This window comes from Capnocytophaga sp. G2 (assembly GCF_035282625.1).
Classification (GTDB): Bacteria; Bacteroidota; Bacteroidia; order Flavobacteriales; family Flavobacteriaceae; genus Capnocytophaga.
This window is the reverse complement of record NZ_JAYKBU010000008.1, coordinates 17,459-39,827: the sequence shown is the minus strand read 5'-3', so window position 1 is coordinate 39,827 and position 22,369 is coordinate 17,459. Positions and strand designations below refer to the sequence as shown.

The window sequence follows — 22,369 nt, the reverse complement described above, 5'->3', positions numbered from 1 at the left end:
TATATTGCACTCCTTTTCTACTACTATTATTCATTATTTACGGAAATATTTTTTATATTACTTACCAAAAAAGTAAGTTTTTCTTCATTATCAGTATAATCAACAGAGATAGTGTCCCCCCGTCGTACTTCTGATAATACTATTTTTTCAGCAATTTCATCTTCTACATAGTGTTGGATAGTACGCTTGAGCGGGCGTGCTCCAAATTGTTTATCATATCCTTTCTCAGCAATAAAATCTTTAGCCTTATCAGTAATACGCAGAGAATAACCCAACCCTTTCATGCGTTCTAATAATTTCTGAAGTTCTACCTCTACAATATCCTTTATATTTTTCTTGTTAAGAGTATTGAACATAATTACATCATCTATACGATTGAGAAACTCAGGAGCAAATACTTTTTTAAGTGCATTTTCCACAACAGAACGTTCATACTCATCAGCCTGGGAAATTTTGGCAGTGGTAGAAAATCCCACACCCTGTCCAAACTCTTTCACTTGTCTAGCTCCAAGATTGGAGGTCATAATAATGATAGTATTACGGAAATCTACCTTTCTACCAAGGCTATCAGTAAGGAAGCCATCATCCAATACTTGTAATAACATATTGAAAACATCAGGGTGAGCTTTTTCTATTTCATCTAAAAGAATAACAGCATAAGGTTTACGTCGCACTCGTTCAGTGAGTTGGCCTCCTTCTTCATGTCCTACGTATCCAGGAGGTGCCCCGATAAGGCGAGAAGTAGTGAATTTTTCCATATATTCGCTCATATCCAAGCGGATAAGAGATTCTTCTGAATCAAATAATTCACGAGCTAATATCTTAGCTAACTGAGTTTTTCCTACTCCTGTTTGTCCTATGAAAATAAAGGAACCTATAGGACGGTTAGGATCTTTAAGTCCTGTACGATTACGTTTGATAGCTTTTACAATCTTAGAGATAGCTTCTTCTTGTCCAATTACTTTTTCAGTAATAAGTTTTTCTAGCGAAGAGAGTTTCTTCATTTCAGACTGTTCCATACGGGTAATAGGAACCCCACTCATCATAGAGACTACTTGAGCTATATCTTCAAAGCCTACTTCACTTCGATTCTGCAAGGATTCTTTCTCCCAAAGTTCTTTTTCCTGTTCTAATTGTTTATTAAGATTGCGCTCTGTATCTCGGTAACGAGCTGCCTCTTCATAGCGAGCTCCACTGACAGCCTCGTTCTTAAGTTGTTGCATTTTTGCAATCTCTTCCTCTAAGTTTTCTATTTTTTTAGAGACTTTTATTTGAGAGATATATACACGAGCTCCTGCCTCATCCATTGCATCTAGGGCTTTATCGGGTAAAAAGCGATCTGTAATGTATCGAGAAGTAAGTTTCACACAAGCCTCAATAGCCTCAGGAGTATATTTTACGTGGTGATGGTCTTCATATTTTCCTTTTACATTGTTGAGGATTTCTATGGTTTCCTCATAATTTGTAGGCTCGATAATTACCTTTTGGAAACGGCGTTCTAGAGCTCCATCTTTCTCTATAGACTCTCGGTATTCATTCAAGGTAGTAGCTCCAATGCACTGTATTTCTCCACGTGCTAAAGCAGGCTTGAACATATTGGAAGCATCTAAACTACCTGAAGCACTGCCTGCACCTACAAGGGTATGTATCTCATCAATGAATAAAATAACGTCTTTATTTTGTTCTAATTCATTCATGATGGCTTTCATACGTTCTTCAAACTGACCACGATATTTAGTTCCTGCAACTAAAGAACCTAAATCAAGGGTTACTACTCGCTTATTGAACAAAGCACGGGATACTTTCCTCTCTATAATACGCATAGCAAGTCCCTCAGTCACTGCACTTTTTCCTACTCCAGGCTCACCGATTAATAAAGGATTATTTTTCTTTCTACGACTTAGGATTTGGGAGACTCGCTCAATTTCCTTAAAACGACCTACTACAGGATCTAATTTTCCTTGTTGCGCCATATAAGTTAAATCTTTCCCAAAATTATCCAGTACGGGGGTATTTGTTTTCCGAGCAGGTACATTCTTTTGAGTAGTAGAAGCTGACAAAAAGTCAGGTTTTGCATCATCATCGTCATCATCATAGGTATAAGAATCGGAAAAAGCCTTTTCATCTTGTTTCTTCTCATTATTGATGATCTCGAATTGTTGCCTCACATTATCATAATTAATCCTTTCTTGATTTAGGAGTTTGGTAGTTGGATCATTATCATTTCTTAATATGCATAATAATAGATGCGCTGTATTGATTTGGCTATTACGAAAACTCTTCTGTTCCAAAACAGTAGCCTTTAAGGCTCTATCTGCTTGTTGCGTAAGGGGAATACTTTGTTCTATTGAGGCAGAAGGAGCCGTTGAAAAAGGATTTATAGAATTGGCTAGTTTTTCAGTTTTACATTGTAAAGCAGCAAAATCCGCATGTAAAGCTGTAAGCACTTCAATGGCGCGTCCTTCATTTTCTTTAAGGATACCCAATAACAAATGCTCAGTCCCTACCACATTGTGTCCCATACGGTTAGCTTCAATTTTTCCCGTATTAACTACATTTTTTACTCTGGGTGAAAAATTTTCATTCATAAGTATTGTTGTCCTTTCTTTTTTATATGCTAAATTATAACTTTTATTATATGGCAAAAATAGTGCCATTGAATTTTGTCTGACATTTACAATTTAGCATGAGAAATATTTATTTGTTAAAAAAGTTAATATTTAAAAATTAATTATTTTAGATTTTCTATACTTTTTTGAAGCATTGCTATTTTAGCTAAAGCATCTGTTTCTTTTTTCCGCTCATTCTCTACTACTTGGGTAGGAGCTGAGGTAACAAATTTTTCATTAGAGAGTTTGGAACGTACTGATTTTAAGAAACCTTCTATATGGGTAAGTTCCTGCTCTAACTTCTTGATTTCTTCTTCTACATTTATCTTGTCTAAAATAGGAACAAAATATTCATTAGCTTTTACTCGAAAAGAAATGGCTCCTTCAATAGCTGTTTCTATATAATTAATTGAAGAAATATTACCTAATTTTGTTATAGTACTATCCCATTCAGTTCCAAAGTGTTCATTATTAATTACAGAAAGAGAAATTGTTTCTTTGAAAGCAATATTTTTTTCTTTACGGATGGTACGAATACCTGAGATAATCTCTTTAGCAAATTCAAATTGTTCTAAGATAGTTTCATTAAAGATCTCTTCTTTAGGATACTTGGCTATAATAAGTGCTTCTTCAGGAGTTCTTGAAGAGATTTGTTGCCAAATTTCCTCAGTGATGAAGGGCATAAAGGGATGTAATAGCTTTAAGTTATTTTCAAACAAAGTAATAACTTCCTTAAGTGTTTGTATATCAATAGGGCTTCCAAAAGTGGGCTTTACTATTTCCAAGAGCCAAGAACAGAAATCATCCCAAACAAGTTTATAAACCTTCATTAAGGCATCAGAGATACGGTATTTGTTGAAATCATCTTCAGTTTCATTAAGTACCTTTTGGAATTTGCTCTTAAACCATTCGATGGATTTTTTAGCATAATCAGGTTGGGGAATATTAGCCGTTTGCCATCCTTTGATAAGACGGAAAGCATTCCATATTTTATTAGCAAAACCACTACCTTGTTGACAAAGGGCTTCATCAAAGAGCAGATCATTTCCTGCAGAAGAGGATAAGAGTAAGCCAACACGTACTCCGTCCGCCCCGAAATCCTTGATAAGTTTTAGAGCATCAGGAGAATTACCTAAGGATTTGGACATCTTCCTACGAAGTTTATCTCTGACAATTCCTGTTAAGTAAACATTAGAGAATGGTTTCTTACCTGCAAATTCATAGCCTGCAATAATCATTCTCGCCACCCAAAAGAAAAGAATATCAGGAGCTGTAACTAAATCTTGTGTAGGGTAATAATATTTGAATTCTTTGTTATTAGGCTCTAGAATACCATTAAAGACGCTTATAGGCCAAAGCCAAGAAGAGAACCATGTATCCAAAGAATCTTCGTCCTGATGTAAATCACCTAAAGTTAAATTAGGATTATGGGATTTCTTCCTCGCCAGTTCAAGAGCTTTTTCTTTAGTCTCGGCTACTACAAACTCTTTGTTTTCCCCATAATAGTAGGCTGGTATTTGTTGTCCCCACCACAGTTGGCGAGAGATATTCCAATCATGTACATTTTCTAACCAGTGGCGATAAGTATTATCAAATCTTTTTGGATAGAGTTTAATTTCTTCAGTTTCTGAAACCGCTTTAAGAGCAGGTTTTACCAATTCTTCCATCTTTAAGAACCATTGATCTAAAGGACGTTGCTCTACCACTGCTCCCGTACGTTCAGAAGTTCCTATGTTATTTATATAGTCTTCTGTTTTAGCAAGTAACCCCTTCTCTCCTAATTCCTTAACAATTTCTTTACGTACAATGAAACGGTCTTTGCCTTTGTAATGTTTTCCTTGTTCATTAAGCTTCCCTTCATCTGTAAAGGTATCTAAAATAGGTAACTGATATTTAATGCCTATTTCGTAGTCATTAATATCATGAGCAGGGGTAATTTTTAAGGCTCCTGTTCCGAATTCAATATCTACATAATCATCTTGAATAATAGGGACGGCACGATTTACTACAGGAACAATAACTTTTTTTCCATGTAAATGTTTGTAACGCTCATCATTAGGATTTACACATACTGCTACATCTCCGAAGATGGTTTCAGGGCGTGTAGTGGCTACAGTAAGGTATTCATCAGAGCCTTCTACTTTGTATATAAGATAGAATAATTTCCCTTTTTGTTCTTTATAAATAACTTCCTCATCAGAGAGAGTTGTTTTTGCATCAGGATCCCAATTGACCATGCGATAACCTCGGTAAATATAACCTTTGTTGTATAAATCTACAAATACTTTGATAACGGATTTACATAGATTGTCATCCATAGTGAATTTGGTTCTTTCCCAATCACAAGAACATCCCAATTTTTTGAGTTGCTCAAGGATAACTCCCCCATACTGGTGAGTCCAATCCCAAGCATGTTTGAGAAATTCCTCACGTGAGAGATCACTTTTTAGGATTCCTTGTTCTTTTAGTTTTGCTACTACTTTGGCTTCTGTAGCAATAGAGGCATGGTCAGTACCGGGTACCCAACAAGCATTGAATCCTTTAAGGCGAGCTCTACGGATAAGTACATCTTGGATAGTATTGTTAAGCATGTGCCCCATGTGTAAAATACCAGTTACATTGGGAGGAGGTATAACTATGGTGTAAGGTATTCTTTCATCGGGAGTTGAACTGAAAAAATCGTGTTCAATCCAGTAAGTATACCATTTATTTTCAAAGTCCTCTGGTGAATATTTTGTTGTAATTTCCATCTTTGGCATGGTATTTGTTAGTAAGAAAATATCGTCATCTGATTCAAGGGACAAAATTAAAAAAAAATATTATATTATTATTGCTTTTTAAAAAAATATTGTAATTTTGCCGCGAGTTAGAACGAAAAAACTAAATAGTAAATTATAATTAAATTATTAAAAAAATGAAAAAAGTTTTATTTTTTCTTCTTGCTGTAACATTTGGATTTGTTGCACAAGCACAAAACAAAGCTGAGATTAAATTTGTTACTGAAGAAATTGACTACGGAACAATAAAGCAAGGAGCAGATGGCTTGCGTGTATTTGAGTTCAAGAATACAGGTAAGGCGCCTCTTGTAATCTCAGGAGCTAGTTCAAGTTGTGGTTGTACAGTCCCCTCTTGGCCAAAAGATCCCATCGCTCCAGGAGCAACTGGAAAGATTGAGGTAAAGTATGATACTAACCGTGTAGGAGCAATTGCTAAAACTATTATGGTTACTTCTAATGCTACAGATACCCCTAACATTGCTCTTAGAATCAAAGGAAAGGTAGACCCTAAATAAAATAGTTAGAGTTTAATTAAATTAATTTGAGCTGCCCCACATCAAGGGCAGCTTTTTTTCTACAAATGAATGTAATGAATGAGAAGGAATGAAAATATAGTATTTCTTTCTAAAGATCATCATTTTGGATTGCTTCATATATGGAAAATAAAGCAAGGAATAAGGAGAAAAGTAACTCTTGATCGTATAGTAAAATATATTACTTTTTATTGGGAGAATAATCAGAAAGCTCATTTTGAAGAAGAAGAACAATATCTATTTTCATATCTTTCTGATGAATTGATAGGAAAAGCCATAGAGGAGCACAAACAAATTAGAATACTTATAGAACAAATTCAAAAGATAGGAGGGATATATTTGATAGAAAAATATATAGATCTTCTTACGCAACATATTCGTTATGAGGAACGTATTCTTTTCCCTTATATAGAAAAAAATCTTTCTGATAAGGTACTTTCAGAAATAGGAGGGAAACTTACAAAGGAGCATCATACTGAAATAGAATCCTATGCAGATGAGTTTTGGCAATGATTTACTGAAAAGCATAGCTAATTCAAATAAAATTTTTATCTTTGCGCTTTAAAAACAAAAACCATGATATTACCTATTATAGCTTATGGAGACCCTGTACTAAGAAAGGTATGTGAGCCTATTACGGCGGATTATCCTGAACTTTCTAAGCTTATTGAGGATATGTTTCAGACTATGTACAAAAGTCATGGAGTGGGGCTTGCAGCACCTCAAGTGGGGCTACCCATCCGACTTTTTGTTGTAGATACTATAGGATTCTCTGAGAATGAGGACTTAACGAGGGAGGAAAAAGAATATCTAAAGAATTTTAAACGTCCATTTATTAATGCAAAAATTATCAGTGAAGAAGGAACTCCTTGGATGTTCAATGAAGGATGTTTGAGTATTCCAGGGATAAATGAAGATGTCTCTCGCAAGCCGACTATTGAAATAGAGTATCAAGATGAACAGTTTAATATACATAGAGAAACTTTTTCAGGACTGGTAGCACGTGTAATTCAACACGAATATGATCATACAGAAGGGAAATTATTTACAGATTATCTCTCCTCCTTTAAAAAACAACTGCTTAAAAACAAATTGAATAATATCAGTAATGGGAAAGTGAATGTATCATACAAAATGCGATTTTTTGAAACAAATAAAAGAAGAATTCGTTAAAAATAATATATATAGATGAAGTTAAATCAAATATTAACTATTTCAGGGAAACCAGGATTGTATCAATTACAATCCCGTACCCGTTCAGGATTTATAGCTCTTTCACTTATTGATCAAAAGCATATCAGTATTGGGCTACGCAATAATGTAAGTTTGCTTTCAGAGATAGCTATTTATACACTTGAGGGGGAAAAGCCTCTTGAGGAAATATTTAAGGCTATAAAAGAGAAAGAAAATGGAGGGAAAACAGCTATATCTCACAAAGCAACTAATGATGAATTGGAAGCCTATTTTTTCTCTGTAATTCCAAACTATGATGAGGACAAAGTATATCCGAGTGATATAAGAAAGATTATCCAATGGTATAATCTGCTTATTGATAGAGGATTCTTAGAAGATGATCCTTCTGAAGAAACAAAAGTTGAGGAAGAAAAGTAGAATTGTTATAATTGCTCATAACACACTTTGTAAGGATCTTTGGTAGCCTTACAAAGTGTTTTTTTTAAGGTGAATAAAAGAAGATAAACTCTATTTCTAAGCAATCTAATTAGAAAAAAATATTTAATATTATTTTGTGTTTTTTAAAAAATAAATCTTAATTTTGCCACAATGAAATTAAAAAGCAATTTTCTTTCAAAACGGACTATAGGAATCTTATTTTGTATTCTTTTAGCAGCACTTTCGTGGTTTGTTGGGAACCTTTCCAAGAGGAGTACTCAACAATATACAGTGAAGGTATCATATAAGGATTTGCCTTCTCAGAAATTCATGACTACTGAAGCCCCCTCATCAGTTAGGGTAGAATTAGAAGGAGTGGGATTTTCTTTATTTAAATATGCAATATCTACTCCGACTATTACAATATCTTTTAATGAATTAAAAAGGGTAAAACATGATAAATATATGTTTAATAAAAATCTTATTTCTCAAATTAATAAGCAGTATTTCCCTGACGTCTCAGTACTTAGTTTACAGCCGGATACCTTAAAAATTCATTTTCAAAAGATAGATCAGAAAAGAGTTCCTGTAAAAGTTCAGTTTCTCTTACCCTTACCTGAGGATTATCGAATAGAATCTTATCAGATATTTCCAGATTCTGTGCTTATTAGTGGACTTGAACATGAATTGGATACGGTTACAGGAGTTTATCTATATAAGAAAGGTAAGAAAAATATAACAAAATCTTTTTCTGGAGAAATACCTTTGAAAAGTACTGCAAAAATTCATTATAATGCGCAGAAAGTATCCTTTTCTGTTCAAATAGTTCATGTAACAGAAGAAAAAATAGAGACAAAAGTACAATTGCTTCATCAGCCATTTTCTGCAGATGTAAAGTTATTTCCTGAAGAGATATCCATCTTGGTATCAGGAAATTTAGAAATTATACGTGATCTAAAACCTACAGATATTATTGTTGTAGCAGATTATAGAAAGCGTAATGATACACATATTCCTCTTGAAATATACAAAAAGCCAGCCTCCATAGAGGTGTCTTTAAGTGATCAGAAAGAGGTAGAATATCTTATAGTACACTAAGAATGAAACCAACCGTAGGACTTACAGGAGGAATAGGTAGTGGGAAAACTACTATAGCCAATCTTTTTGCAAATTATTTTTCTATACCCATCTATATAGCAGATGTGCAGGCTAAAAATCTTATTGCAAATAATTCTCATTTGCGAGAGGAAATTAAGTTACTCTTAGGAGAAAGAGCTTTTGTAAATAACGTTTATAATACTTCTTTTGTATCGAATATTGTTTTCTCAAATAAGCAGGTGTTGGACAAACTTAATGCTATTATCCACCCTTATGTACAAGAGGATTTTTTGCAATGGAAGAATATGCAGAAAAGTCCTTATGTAATCAAAGAAGCTGCTATTCTTTTTGAGAGCGGATCTTATAGAGATTGTGATTATATTATCATGGTAACAGCACCTTTGGAAGAACGTATTAAGCGTGTAATAATTCGTGATAAAATTGATAGAGAAATGGTGGAAAAGAGGATAAAAAATCAGTGGAGTGAGGAAAAAAAAATAAAATTATCAACATTTGTTATTGAAAATAAAGAAATCGATAAAAATTTAGATAAAATCAAAGAAGTGCATTTTAAAATAATGAAAATGATAGATGAAAACGTAGGAAATTAACCAAAAAGTTAAACGTTGTTAAAAATAATTAGTATTGAAAAAATAATTATAATTTTGCCTAATGAATAAGAGAAGTTATATTGTTACCCTAATATTGATGCCTATAGCACTAATAGGGCTTATTTCCATTCAAATATATTGGGTAAAGAGTTCTATTGACAATAAAGAGGAAGCTTTTACACATTCCGTTCAGCAAACGCTTAATTCGGTAGCTGAATCAGTGGAACTCAAAGAAATTAATCGATATATTACCCGATTTATAGAGCTAAAGGGAAAAGATAGCTTAGGTTCATTGAAATCATCACAAATTCGTGATTTAGTTTTTGTTCAGGAGAATAAGAATACTAAAGAAACATTTACTTACAAACATCAAGTATTAGAAGAAGGGTATACTGTTCCATCAGAGTTATTCAACCTTCCTAAAGGAGATACAACTCAGATACGAAATTATGTAAGTAAGCAAACCTCCCGTACTTTTGGTCCTAGCAAAGGGTTGGATGGTCAGCGATTTAGTAGTACTACAATAAAGGAAAAAACAGGTCGTATAACATCTTTTGATAAAGCTATGTTTGAGGAGATGTTCCGGGAGATTTCTGTAAAGCTTTCCATAGAGAACCGAATTACAGCCCCACAATTAGAAATTCTTATAGAGAGAGAACTTAGAAATAGAGGACTTAATTTGGACTTTGAGTTTGCAGTATATGATAAATCGTTGCCTAAAGGAAAAGAAATGACTTCGGTTGTATCAAGCAGATTTAATCCTAAGGCAAAGAATATCTATAGTATTCCACTACTGAGAAATCAGGAAGGAGAGTCTCATTATGAATTAGAAGTACATTTTCCTGATAGACAGCGTTATTTGTTATCTTCAGTGGTAATGATGGCTGTTTGGGTATTTATATTTACTGCTATTATTATTTGGGCATTTACTAAGACATTTATACAGTTGCGAACTCAAAAGCAAATTTCTGAGATTAAGACAGATTTCATTAATAATATGACGCATGAGTTTAAGACCCCTATAGCTACTATTAATCTAGCTCTTGATGCAATGAAGAACCCAAAAGTAATGCAGGATCCAGAAAAGATGTCATTTTACTTGAAAATGTTGCGGGATGAAAATAAGCGAATGCATGCCCATGTAGAAAATGTATTACAGATTTCAAAATTGGATAAAAATCAAGTAGAAATAGAGAAAGAACCTTTGGATGCTCATGAGTTAATTGATAATGCTGTAGCACATGTACAACTACTAATAGATGATAGAGGAGGAAAAATCAAGAAACATCTGCATGCAGAGAATTCAGATATTTTAGCTAATGAAATGCATTTTACTAACGTGATTGTTAATATCTTAGAAAATGCTATTAAGTATTCTCCAGAAGCACCAGATATTGATATATATACGGAGGTTGCTCATAACAAATTTGTCATAAGAATACAGGACAAAGGTCAAGGAATGAGTAAGGCTGTGTTAAAGAAAATTTTTGAGAAGTTCTATAGGGAACACACGGGAGATTTGCATAATGTAAAAGGACATGGATTAGGGCTTGCCTATGTGAAACGAATTGTAAAATATCACGATGGAGAAGTGTATGCAGAAAGTGAGAAAGGAAAGGGAAGTACATTTGTGATAAAGATCCCACTTATTATTTAATTAGAAAATAAACGTAAAAAAATATTAATTTTAAATGTTGAATTATGGAAGCAGTTAATAAAAAAATTCTTCTTGTAGAAGATGATCCAAACTTTGGAACTGTATTGAAAGACTATTTGTCCATGAGTGGCTTTGATGTTACTTTAGCGAAGAATGGTATGGAAGGTTTTGATAAGTTTCGTAAAGATCCTTATGATATGTGCATTTTAGATGTTATGATGCCATATAAAGATGGTTTTACACTTGCTAAAGAAATTCGTGAGAAAAATGAAAAAGTACCTATTATCTTCTTAACAGCAAGGACTATGCGAGAAGACGTGATTAAAGGATACAAATCAGGAGCAGATGATTATTTAAATAAGCCTTTTGACTCAGAGGTATTGCTTATGAAAATTAGAGCAATGCTTCAAAGAAAATCTATTGATACTGTAATTGATAGTAAAAAATTTGAATTCCAAATAGGAGACTTTTTCCTAAATTCTAAACTCCGCTTCTTGCGTTACAAAGATGAAGAACCTTTAAAACTCTCTCCTAAAGAAAATGAACTTTTACGCTTACTTGCCTTACATGAAAATGATTTGATGCCTCGAGAATTGGCATTGAATAAAATTTGGAAAGATGATAACTATTTCACCTCTCGTAGTATGGATGTATATATTGCAAAATTGCGTAAATATCTTAAAAAAGATGAAAATGTAGAGATTGTGAATATTCATGGAGAAGGTTTCCGTTTGCTCACTGGTAAGGAGGATGAAGAAGAAAATGCATAGTTAAATAATATTTCATTTACCGAAGAGATTATTCTATAAGTGGGTAATCTCTTTTCTTATTTAGAAATAATTATATGGAAGATTCCTTAAAAATATCTACTTTTCCAAAATCTGAAAAATTATGTAATTTTCATCGCATTCAGTTACTCTTTAGAGAAGGAAGTATTATAAAAAAGTATCCTTTAAAGCTATTATATCTTCCTACAATCAATGAAAATTTTTCAACTCAGGTACTCATTAGTGTACCGAAACGAAAATTTAAAAGAGCTGTTCATCGTAATCGGATAAAACGATTGATAAGAGAGAGTTATCGTAATCAAAAGCATTTATTATTGATACAAAAGCCTCTTTCATTAGCTTTTGTATATATGGGGGAAGAACTTATCTCATATACACAAATGCATTTTCTTGTAGGAGAATTGTTAAAACAACTTTCTTTGATGCAGAAGTAAATTGTCTTAAGAGAATAGTATATGTTATAGGAAAAGGTTATCTTTGCATATATTTTTTGTATAATAAAATAGTTGTATATGGGAACTTATATAAAAGGAGATCGTGATTTTGAGGAAATACCCTCCCTTACGGCTAAAGCCCTACGTATCAATTTGAATGAACACATTTATGGGACTTTCTCTGAGATCGGAGCAGGACAGGAAACGGTGCGTTATTTCTTTCGTGCAGGAGGTGCTTCTGGAACCATTGCAAAAGCAGTAAGTGCATACGATAAAAATTTTAGTGATGCACTTTATGGAGCAGAAAAAGATGGTCGTTATGTAACGGAAGGACGGCTTAAAAAGATGCTTACTCATGAAATAGGACTTCTGGAGGATCGCTTACCAAGAGATAAATATCCAGATAAGCTTTTCTTCACTTATGCAAACACGGTGACTACCATTGATTTTGCTAAGCGATATAAAGGACACGGATGGGTTGGAATACGCTTTCAAACAGAACCTCAAGGAGGATATAATGATATTATTTTGCATATCCGATTTCATCAAACAGAGACACGTGCTCAGCAGGAAACACTAGGAAAGCTTGGAGTGAATCTTATTCATAGTGCTTTTTATAAAGCAGATAAGCCTCATAGAATTATTAAATATCTTTATGATCATATAGATAGAGATCTTATTGAGATAGACATGATTAACTTCTCTGGACCTAAATTTGCACAAGTAGATAATAGGTTGATGAGTTTGCAATTAATCAAAAATGGTATGACTGAGGCTGTAATGTTTGGTGCTGATGGAAATAATTTACTTCCTGCTGAAGAACTCTATAAGAAAAATATCCTTACTTTGAGAGGTAGTTTTCGCCCTGTTGCCAATGTGAATATTGATATGCTTGAGCGATCTTTAGACTTATTTCTTCAAGAAAAAGGAGTAGAAAAGAAAAATACACAGGTTATTTTTGAAATAACACTCTCAAATCTTTTAGAGTCTGGAGAATTGGATGAACAGGACTTTATGGATAGAACCCGTATACTTTCATCATTAGGGTACAAAGTACTTATATCTAACTTTAAGGAATATTACCGATTAGCAGAGTACTTTTCTAACTATACTAAAGCTCAAATGGGGATGGCTATGGGAGCTGATAACCTCATTGCCATCTTTAAGGAAGAATATTACACGCATCTGAGTGGAGGAATATTGGAGGCTTTTGGAAAACTTTTTTACAGAGATATTAAGATATATCTTTATCCTATGAGAGATAGAGATACAGGACAGATTATCACCAGCAATAATATCCAAGTTCCTCCTCGTATGAAGGAACTTTACAAATTCTTTAAATTCAATGAGAAAGTAGTAGATATTCATGATTATGATATAAAAAATTTGGATATACGATCTCGAGAGATTGTTCAAAAAATAAAGAAAGGAGAGGATGGTTGGCAGCCATTACTGCCTAAAGGAGTTGCTGAAATGATAGAAAAAAATGGCTTTTTTGGTTGGAAGAAGAAAGAATAAAAAAAGAAGCTATCCGAAAGGATAGCCTCTTTTTTTATTTCATGGACTGGAAAAAATTCTCCATTTTTTCTTTTTCTTCTCGTGCTAAATCTGGGTCAATAAGGATACGTCCACTATGTTCGTCTGTAATGATTTTCTTACGGGTGGAAATTTCCACTTGTACTTGAGGAGGGATTACAAAGAAAGACCCACCAGAAGCTCCACGCTCTACAGGAACAATTGCTAACCTATTCACTACGCTATTACGAATCCGCTGATAGGCACTTAATAAACGAGGTTCTATCAGGGATGAAATTTCTAAGGATTTTTTAAGGAGAGTTTCTTCATCTTTTTGAGTTTCTTCTAGGATAGAATTGAGCTCCTCTTTCTTATGCTGTAGATGTTTTCTTCGCTCCTCTAACTGATCTTTTATCTTAGCAATAGTTAGCTTTTTTTGTTCTATTTCTGCCTTATATTCCTTAAGATGCTTTTCTGCTAATTGAATTTCAAGCTCTTGGAATTCTACTTCCTTAGAGATAGCATTGAATTCACGATTATTTCGTACATTTTTTTGTTGTTCAGCATATTTCTTAATAAGTGATTTACTTTCCTCAATAAGATTTTTTTTCGCAGAAATATCCGCATTTATCTTGTCAATGTCAGAAGTTAATTTCTCCACGCGGCTTTCCAATCCCATTACTTCATCTTCTAAGTCATCCACTTCTAAGGGGAGCTCTCCGCGTACATTTCTTAGTTCATCTATTTTGCAATCAATTAGTTGCAAATCATATAAAGTTCTTAATTTGTCCTCTACGGATATTTCTTTTTTTGTCATAACTATAAGTAGTTGATAGGATTTGTATTTGTATTAGCTAAATAAAATGCAAAGGTAGGAAATTTTTTTGTAAGTTGTTCCCATAAAAGCATTTTTGTGAATTGTTCACTTTCATAATGTCCGATATCTGCTATAAGAATTTGATTTTCAGATTTAAAGAATTCGTGATATTTAATATCTGAAGTAATATATGCTTCGCAATGTTTCCTAATACAGGCTTCAATAGCAGAGGCTCCACTACCGCCAAGAACTGCAACTTTTTTAATTTTTCTTCCTAATAGGGGAGAATATCTTATACAGGAGGTCTGCATGCGTTCTTTTACAAAATATAAGAAATCTTCCTCTGGCATAGCTGAAGGGAGTTCTCCTATCATTCCTAAACCTATATGTTGATGGTTGTTTTCTAAGGTATGTATTTCATAGGCAACTTCCTCGTATGGATGATGGGTGAATAGAGCCTTTAAAATATTTTTTTGTAAGTGTTTAGGGAAGATGACACTAATACGAGTTTCTTTTTCACTATGGAATTTATTTTTTTCTCCTATAGTAGGGGAACTTTGCTCATTTCCCATGAAAGTACCTATACCATTAGTATTGAAACTACACTGAGAGTAATTTCCTATATTACCAGCACCAGCTTCGAAGAGTTTTTTTCTCAAATTTTCAGCTTCCTTTTCTGGGATATAAGTTACTAATTGTTGGATAGTATGAGGTTTAGGTAGGAGAATATTTCTGTTAATAAGTCCTAATCGGTCGCAGATTCGTGCATTTACTCCCCAGAAAGAGTTGTCCAAAGCGGTGTGTATAGCATAAATAGCTATATCATGCTGAATAGCTTTAATTACAGCACGTTCAACATAATTCTTACCCGTAAGCTTCTTGAGTCCATGGAAGATAATAGGATGGAAACTTACAATAAGATTACATTTTTTTTCAATAGCTTCATCAATTACTGTTTCAAGGGCATCAAGAGTTATGATAGTACCTTGTAATATATTATTTGGATTTCCCACTAGGAGTCCTACATTGTCAAAATCTTCCGCATATTCGGTAGGGGCTATTTCCTCTAGAAAATTGATAATTTCTTGTATTTTCATTATAGAAAAATTATGGTGTAAGAAAAATTTTTAAAAATAATTACTTTCAGTAAGACTACTAATTTTTAGGTATTTAGAGGATGACAAGTATTTGGGATTATTATAGTATGCAAAGATCATAGTACCTTCTTTAATGGTCTCAATTATTTGCTTATAAATAGCTGTGGGTAATACAGGACATCCTAAGCTACGTCCATATCGTCCATTCTTTTTTAAGAAATCTTCATTCATATAATTAGCAGTGTGTATTACGATGCCTCGTTTGTATGCATTTGAGTTATAATTTCGCTCATCTCCATAGAGCTTTAAGCTAAATCCTGCATCTCCTTTATAAGTTTTCCCTGTTACATAAAAGCCTAAGCTACTTTTGTTTGAATCATTTTTATTGGAAAAATAAGAAGCTGCTTTCATTCCTGTTTTTTTCCCATGTGCCACATAAGTATAATAGAGAATCTGCTTAGAAGTTAGATCAATTGTATAGAAGCGTTTCTCGCCACTTTCTTTAGTGAAGTCTATGATAGAGAGTAATCGCTTATCATTGAGTTTATTTTGGATTTTCATATTCTGATAACCAATATAAGCATACCTGAAAGCACTATAATTAAGGTCATGTTCTCTCCCTTGAATATCTATATATAATCTTTTAATGGCATATTCAAAATCCTCTTGAGGAGTGAATAGGCTATCTATAATGCTGGAAGAGAGCTTAGAGAATGCATTTATTTTTGAATGTTGTCCATATACGGAAGAAAAGGAAATACAGAAAAATGTGATTAGATAGAGAATTCTTTTTTTCATTTATTTATGAAAATTTATTGATAAGTGGGGCAAATATCTGAAAAACTAATGAAATAGACAAGCCTTTTCTTAATCAAAAAGTCAATAACTTTTATTATTGTTGATAATTTATTGGTTAAATATTTTGTAATATATTTATTTGCAATTACTTATTTGTAATTTTAGTATATAACTTGATTTAAAAGAATTAACTTTAATTTAAATAATTTAACAATTTATAAAGATATATTTTTGAATTTTTATTAAATATAGTTTCTTTGTTAAATAGGAGGTATTCATAGATAGTACCTCAATAAAAAATTTAGAGAGTAGGATACTTTTTCTTAAATACTTTATAGCACCAAGTTCCGACTGCAATAAGGAAAAGTCCACTGAAAAGAACTAGTAGAATAAAATAATTATCTGGAACCAATAGGTTATTCAGCAGAGCAAATCCTTTGTAAGTAATTAAAAGTTCTGTTCCTACAAAGGAAGTTGCATATAGAGAAATACTCCATTGAGAAAAGCGAATATGTAAATTATTCTTTAGGAAATAAATAATACCAGAACCTATTACTCCCAAAAAAGTAAAATGTAAATAACTAATTATAAAATCTCTATTAAATAGAATTATTTTTGATATCCACGGGAAAGAACCTAAAAACATAAGAATAGTCTTCAGGCACCATAAAAATAAGAAAATACGTATCAAAAAGGCAGGTTTCTCTAATTTTATATAAATAGTATACAACTGATAGACACTTATTAAGAGCAGAAAACTTGAAATATTTCCTATAATATAGAGGAGAGGGTTATCAAAGATGCCTACCCAAGAAAGAGTAACGGATCCTATAGTTCCTATAATAAAACAATAATAAGCAGAATAGAGTTTCTGGCTTATCAGCATGCTTTTATGCTCTATTTCACCTACTAAAAGTCCTAATAATACAGATAAAAACCAACCATTATATTGAAAGTGTAGAAAAAAGTAAATTGCACTATTATACCAATCACTATTCTTTCCTGTCTTTATAATGATTAAAGGTAGCAACCAAATACCTAAACTTGAGATCACCAAGAAGAAGATTCCCCAACGGACAAATCGTAAAGAAAGGGGAAATTCTTTTATGGGCTCAACACTTTTGAAAAGAGAATAGCGAACATGTATGAATTTCTTACTTCTCTTAATAAAAAATATACTGAACCAATAACTTCCTATAATAAATAAAGAAGAGAAGATAATTGAATATAGAAAATACCCTCCGAAAGGGAAAGTAAAAAGCATTCCTAAAATAGATATCTGGGAAAAAATGAATATTTTTAGGTATTCTTTTCTATCTTTTTCTTTTAAAAAATATTGACAGATAAGAGAGGTGAGTATTGTATATACCCATCCCAATAACCCTATGTGTGAGTGCGAATGGGTTACATATCGAAAGTCAAAAAAAGTATTTGTTAGATAGGCAATCCTAAGAGAAAATCCTAATAGGATAGTGATTATGAAGTAAAGGAAAGCCCACTGAATATCTCTTCGAGTATTCATAAAATCGTTACTTTAAAGAATTTGTTCTCTTAACTAGGGAGAAGTGTGCAAAAGTAGAAAATAAATTACTAAATCACAAGTCTATAAATGCTAAATTATTCAATAATAAAATATAATAAAATGATAATTAAAAGTGTAAAAAAATAGTTTGTCATAAAAAGACAAACTATTTTAATACTAATAAAAAATCAAACTTTAAGGTATGAATACATTCTTTTTATAAGAAATAGCGTTCTTTTTCTCCATTTTTATTTTGTATGATAATAGCATTACGTTGTGACTTGCTATTATCAAGAATATTCTTAACGCTATCAATATCGGTTACTTCTTTTCCATTGATAGAAATCAATACTTTTCCGTCCAAATTCACTCCATTTTCAATAAATAGTGGACTTGTCTTAGTTATTTTTACTCCTTTTTTTATTTTAAACTCTTTTTTATCTTTTTCAGAAAGGTTTTTTACAATAATTCCCAAGTCATTTGCTACATAAGAATCATTTTTTTGAAGTTTAACAGTAATATCCTTTTCTTTTCCATCTCTAAGTATTGTGATTTTCACACTATCATTAGGGCGTTTTGTATTAATATGACCGCTTAGGTCAGAGAAAGTGTGTATTTTTACATTATCCATTTGGGTAATAATATCTCCTTTTTTAAGTCCTGCTTTTTCTGCTCCAGAGTCATCATCCACACTATCTATATAGAAACCCTCTGTTTGTTTAGTTTTAAGTTTTTCAGCGGTTTCTGAATTGAGTTCTGTGCCAGCAATTCCTAAAACACCTCGTTGTACGTTTCCATACTCAATGAGATCTTCCACTACTTTTTTAGCAATATTACTAGGAACAGCAAAAGAGTATCCAACAAAGGTGCCTGTATTGGCAGAGGCTATGGCTGTATTAATGCCTATTAGATCTCCATTGAGGTTTACCAAAGCTCCTCCACTGTTACCTGAATTAACAGCGGCATCTGTTTGTATGTAGGACTCTACTTTTCCATTATATTGGTTGCCAAGATTTCTTGCTTTTGCACTAATAATACCTGCAGTAACAGTGGAAGTAAGATTAAAAGGATTCCCTACAGCCAAAACCCATTCTCCTATTTTAGTATTATCAGAATCTGCAAAAGTGAGAAAAGGTAATTTCTCAGAGGCTTTGATTTTCAATAGAGCAATATCAGAACTACTATCTGAACCTATAATTTCAGCTTTGTAAGTTTGGTTATTATTTAAAGTAACTTGTACAGATGAAGCCCCACTAATTACATGGTTATTAGTAACAATATATCCGTCAGGGGAGATGATTACTCCAGAACCTGTTCCTGCCAATCGTTCTTTTCCTCCTTGCTGTGGCATATTACCACTAAAGAGGTCAAAAATAGAAGTAATTTCAGGTGCTACGGTCATATTTTTCACATGAACTACGCTATTGACAGTCTTATTGGAAGCATTAATGAAACTATTCTCATCAAAATTAAAATTGGCTACCTGATGGAAATTTGTATGTACTACATTTGTATTGTCCTCTGTAGAGGATGAAAAAGAAAGAGAACTATTTTCTTTCTCTTTTATGAGAAAATGATAACCTCCTAAGGCAATAGCTCCTCCCATAATTGCAGAGAGTACAGAAATAAAATATTTTTTCATATCAAAAATCTTAAAATAATTAATAATATCTATTTTTTTAACTTCAAAATTGCGAATACTGTTTCTCAAAAACAATGCCAAAAAGATAAAAATTACAAATTTAACTTTTTTTTAATGGATAGTGCATGGACGTTATCATATAAACTTGATTTGTAATATATTATGTATTCACTTTTAAAATATGTCTTTGTTTGAAGTAAGGACAAAAAGTAAGAATATATGACATTGCATCTTCTGTAAGAAAATTGTCTAATAAAAAGAGGCTTAGTAAAGGGATGAAAATTGAAAAAAGATTGATTTCTTTAGATTCGAAAAAAATCGTAATTTTGTGCCTACAAAAAATAAGTTAATTACTGCTTCTCATGAAACATTTGAATGAAAAGATAACTCTTGCAGAGAATGATAGTTCTTCTTTGGTGGATAGGGTAGAGCAGAGCATTATTGACTATATTAAAGATAATGCCTTAAAAGTAGGGGATGCTCTTCCTAAAGAAATAGAGTTTGCCGAATCCTTAGGAGTAAGTAGAACAGCTATACGTGAGGCTATGTTGCGACTAAGGACATTGGGCTTGGTGGAATCACGTAAGCATAGGGGGATGGTGATTATGGAACCTGATTTGGTTCATAATTTTGAAAAAATGCTTGATCCTGCTTTAGTCGATATCAAAAAACTCTCTAACCTTTTTGAACTAAGAATGATGCTTGAAGTAGGAATGGCAGATTTTGTTTTTGCCCGTAAGACATCAAGACAACTAAAAGAATTAGAAGATATTGTTATTAACTCGGAGGAACAACGTTGTGATAGTCTTAATTTTTATTTAGAAGCAGAAAAGCAATTTCATGGTAAATTATATGAAATGGCAGGAAATGATATACTGAAAAAGTTTCAGGATATATTTATGCCTATATTTCAATATGTACATGATATGAATCGATACCAAGCTGCCTATATTCTCCCAGAAGGAGGTAAGTATATCTCTCATCGTGACTTGTTTGAGGAACTTAAACATGGTACTCCTTCTTCTTTTAGGGAACTCATGCGAGAGCATTTGAATCCCCATTATATCAAAGTATTAGGGATTAGTTGTTAAAATGTAAAGATATTGGAATTAAATAGGCTATTCTTTAGATTTGAGTAGCCTATTTTCTTATTATCACGAAAAACTGTATAGATGCATCAGAAATATGATATAGTTATTATTGGTAGTGGCTTAGGCGGACTTATGTCAGGACTTATTTTAGCCAAGGAAGGAAAAAGGGTTGCTATTATTGAAAAAAATAGTCAATTTGGAGGAAATCTACAGACATTTGTTAGGAATCGTACTCTTTTTGATACAGGAGTACATTACGTAGGTAGCCTTGAAAGTGGACAGACACTTTATAATTATTTCTCTTATGCAGGTATTATGCAGCAATTAGACTTGGAGCGAATGCCTATAGAAGGATATGATCATATTTGTTTCGGAAAAGAAGTTATAGAGTATCCTCATGCCCAAGGCTATGAGAACTTTGTTGAGCAATTATCGTTTTATTTTCCTAAAGAACATAATGCTATAGAGCAATATATAACTAAAATAAAAGAGGTGTGTAATTGTTTTCCCCTTTACCGTTTTCACTTGGACGGAAGTTATGATGAGCACTTACTTTCAGAACCTCTTACAGATTTTTTATCAATGATAACTTCTGATAAACGCTTGCAGGCAGTATTATTGGGAAATAATTTCTTGTACGCAGGAACACGAGCATATACTCCTTTATATCTGCATGCTTTATCAGTAAATTCCTATATAGAAAGTGCATGGAGATTAAAGAAAGGAGGTTCTCAAATTACTTATTTACTCTTGCAACAGTTGGAGAAATTGGGAGTATCTCTTTTTAAAGAGAATGAGGCTCTTGCTTTTGAATATCGTAATGAGAAAGTATATTCAGTGATTACTTCTCAACAAAAAAAGTATATTGCTGATCATTTTATTTCTGATATTGATATCAAACAATTGGTTCGCTTAGTAGGAAAAGAATATTTTAAGCCTTCCTATTTTAATAGAATAGAGCGACTTACCCCTGTGACCTCAGTTTTCTCTTTATATTTGGTATTAAAATCTGATACATTTCCTTATATACCCTATAATGTATATTGGTTTAAAGATACTCAATCTGTATGGGGATCACCCTATTATACAGAGAATGATTTCCCATCCTTCTATATGCTTTCTATGAATCCATCTAAAAATAGGGAAGGATATGCAGATAATATGACTATTATGACCTATATGAATGAAAAAGAAGTGAATCAATGGATACATACCTCAAATATGGTTTCACAACCTCAAGATAGGGGAGAGGAATATGAAGTTTTTAAAAAGGAAAAAACTGAACAACTCCTTAAAATAGTTGAAGGAAAATTCCCTCAAATAAGAAATAGCATTGCTTATATGTATACTTCAACTCCTTTAACCTATAGGGACTATATAGGAAGTCCTACAGGAGCTCTTTATGGATATGAGAAAAATGCTTATAAGATATTACACTCACGAATTATCCCTCAAACACATATTCCTAATCTGTATGTGACAGGGCAAACTGTTAATATGCATGGCCTAGTGGGGGTAACTATAGGGGCTGTACTTACTTGTATGGCTTTGCTTAAGAAGAAGATAAATGGGATAGGATAAAATAAAAATGAATGAAATATGATTATGAGTTTTTAGTTAGAAAGATAATATATTATTTGTTGTTTTATTGTGAGATTTTATATATTATGTAGGTGAACTTGAAAATTAGATAATGTATGGGAAGATTATGAAGAAGATGTCTCCGAAGATTATTTTATGGATGTAGAACTAAACAACAAGAAAAAGAA

19 protein-coding genes are annotated in these 22,369 nt (G+C 32.6%); 12 read left to right on the top strand and 7 right to left on the bottom strand.

Features of this window, described 5'->3' with window-relative positions:
* Positions 1-26 precede the first annotated feature (26 nt).
* Together VJJ03_RS06035 and VJJ03_RS06030 are read right to left on the bottom strand one after the other, a co-directional pair.
* Positions 27-2,588: an ATP-dependent Clp protease ATP-binding subunit gene (locus VJJ03_RS06035; protein ID WP_323974442.1), complete on the bottom strand. Its 2,562-nt coding sequence runs from the start codon at positions 2,586-2,588 to the stop codon at positions 27-29.
* A gap of 143 nt (positions 2,589-2,731) precedes the next feature.
* Positions 2,732-5,368 carry a valine--tRNA ligase gene (locus tag VJJ03_RS06030; protein ID WP_323974440.1) on the bottom strand — a complete coding sequence of 879 codons (2,637 nt, stop codon included), beginning with the start codon at positions 5,366-5,368 and terminating at the stop codon, positions 2,732-2,734.
* Positions 5,369-5,523: 155 nt separating this feature from the next.
* Here VJJ03_RS06030 and VJJ03_RS06025 point away from each other — a divergent pair, with 155 nt between their 5' ends.
* The 10 genes from VJJ03_RS06025 to VJJ03_RS05980 all read left to right on the top strand — a co-directional run bounded on the left by VJJ03_RS06025 (position 5,524) and on the right by VJJ03_RS05980 (position 13,636).
* On the top strand, positions 5,524-5,901 hold the full coding sequence (locus VJJ03_RS06025; RefSeq protein ID WP_009745996.1) for a DUF1573 domain-containing protein: 378 nt from the start codon (positions 5,524-5,526) through the stop codon (positions 5,899-5,901).
* Between the two features lie 78 nt (positions 5,902-5,979).
* Positions 5,980-6,432 carry a hemerythrin domain-containing protein gene (locus VJJ03_RS06020; RefSeq protein WP_323974438.1) on the top strand — a complete coding sequence of 151 codons (453 nt, stop codon included), beginning with the start codon at positions 5,980-5,982 and terminating at the stop codon, positions 6,430-6,432.
* Between the two features lie 63 nt (positions 6,433-6,495).
* Positions 6,496-7,092: a peptide deformylase gene (gene def, locus VJJ03_RS06015; RefSeq protein ID WP_009745994.1), complete on the top strand. Its 597-nt coding sequence runs from the start codon at positions 6,496-6,498 to the stop codon at positions 7,090-7,092.
* 15 nt (positions 7,093-7,107) lie between these two features.
* Entirely contained in the window at positions 7,108-7,530 is a 423-nt protein-coding gene (locus tag VJJ03_RS06010) for a DUF5606 domain-containing protein (RefSeq protein ID WP_009745993.1), read from the top strand.
* Between the two features lie 171 nt (positions 7,531-7,701).
* Complete coding sequence (locus tag VJJ03_RS06005) at positions 7,702-8,628, top strand: hypothetical protein (RefSeq protein ID WP_009745992.1); 927 nt, start codon at positions 7,702-7,704, stop codon at positions 8,626-8,628.
* Positions 8,629-8,630: 2 nt separating this feature from the next.
* Positions 8,631-9,239, top strand: a complete 609-nt coding sequence (gene coaE, locus VJJ03_RS06000) for a dephospho-CoA kinase (protein WP_323974437.1) — start codon at positions 8,631-8,633, stop codon at positions 9,237-9,239.
* A gap of 61 nt (positions 9,240-9,300) precedes the next feature.
* Positions 9,301-10,896: a sensor histidine kinase gene (locus tag VJJ03_RS05995; RefSeq protein ID WP_009745990.1), complete on the top strand. Its 1,596-nt coding sequence runs from the start codon at positions 9,301-9,303 to the stop codon at positions 10,894-10,896.
* 44 nt (positions 10,897-10,940) lie between these two features.
* Complete coding sequence (locus VJJ03_RS05990) at positions 10,941-11,666, top strand: response regulator transcription factor (protein WP_009745989.1); 726 nt, start codon at positions 10,941-10,943, stop codon at positions 11,664-11,666.
* A 74-nt stretch (positions 11,667-11,740) separates the two neighbouring features.
* Complete coding sequence (rnpA, locus tag VJJ03_RS05985; protein ID WP_009745988.1) at positions 11,741-12,118, top strand: ribonuclease P protein component; 378 nt, start codon at positions 11,741-11,743, stop codon at positions 12,116-12,118.
* Between the two features lie 78 nt (positions 12,119-12,196).
* On the top strand, positions 12,197-13,636 hold the full coding sequence (locus tag VJJ03_RS05980) for a hypothetical protein (RefSeq protein ID WP_009745987.1): 1,440 nt from the start codon (positions 12,197-12,199) through the stop codon (positions 13,634-13,636).
* A gap of 34 nt (positions 13,637-13,670) precedes the next feature.
* On the opposite strand, the gene VJJ03_RS05975 is transcribed toward VJJ03_RS05980, so the two are convergent.
* The 5 genes from VJJ03_RS05975 to VJJ03_RS05955 all read right to left on the bottom strand — a co-directional run bounded on the left by VJJ03_RS05975 (position 13,671) and on the right by VJJ03_RS05955 (position 19,509).
* The gene (locus VJJ03_RS05975) at positions 13,671-14,450 is read right to left on the bottom strand and encodes a zinc ribbon domain-containing protein (protein WP_009745986.1); all 780 of its coding nucleotides are present in this window, start codon (positions 14,448-14,450) and stop codon (positions 13,671-13,673) included.
* A gap of 2 nt (positions 14,451-14,452) precedes the next feature.
* Entirely contained in the window at positions 14,453-15,547 is a 1,095-nt protein-coding gene (locus tag VJJ03_RS05970) for a Nif3-like dinuclear metal center hexameric protein (RefSeq protein WP_009745985.1), read from the bottom strand.
* Positions 15,548-15,577: 30 nt separating this feature from the next.
* A complete protein-coding gene (locus tag VJJ03_RS05965) occupies positions 15,578-16,345 on the bottom strand; it encodes a murein L,D-transpeptidase catalytic domain family protein (RefSeq protein WP_009745984.1) in 768 nt (255 codons plus the stop codon).
* A 301-nt stretch (positions 16,346-16,646) separates the two neighbouring features.
* The gene (locus VJJ03_RS05960) at positions 16,647-17,867 is read right to left on the bottom strand and encodes a hypothetical protein (protein ID WP_323974435.1); all 1,221 of its coding nucleotides are present in this window, start codon (positions 17,865-17,867) and stop codon (positions 16,647-16,649) included.
* A gap of 217 nt (positions 17,868-18,084) precedes the next feature.
* The gene (locus VJJ03_RS05955; RefSeq protein WP_040358421.1) at positions 18,085-19,509 is read right to left on the bottom strand and encodes a S1C family serine protease; all 1,425 of its coding nucleotides are present in this window, start codon (positions 19,507-19,509) and stop codon (positions 18,085-18,087) included.
* Between the two features lie 362 nt (positions 19,510-19,871).
* On the opposite strand from VJJ03_RS05955, the gene VJJ03_RS05950 reads away from it, so the two are divergent.
* Both VJJ03_RS05950 and VJJ03_RS05945 read left to right on the top strand, forming a co-directional pair.
* Positions 19,872-20,600: a FadR/GntR family transcriptional regulator gene (locus VJJ03_RS05950; RefSeq protein WP_323974433.1), complete on the top strand. Its 729-nt coding sequence runs from the start codon at positions 19,872-19,874 to the stop codon at positions 20,598-20,600.
* Between the two features lie 81 nt (positions 20,601-20,681).
* Positions 20,682-22,181 carry a phytoene desaturase family protein gene (locus VJJ03_RS05945; RefSeq protein WP_323974431.1) on the top strand — a complete coding sequence of 500 codons (1,500 nt, stop codon included), beginning with the start codon at positions 20,682-20,684 and terminating at the stop codon, positions 22,179-22,181.
* The last annotated feature ends 188 nt before the right edge of the window (positions 22,182-22,369 follow it).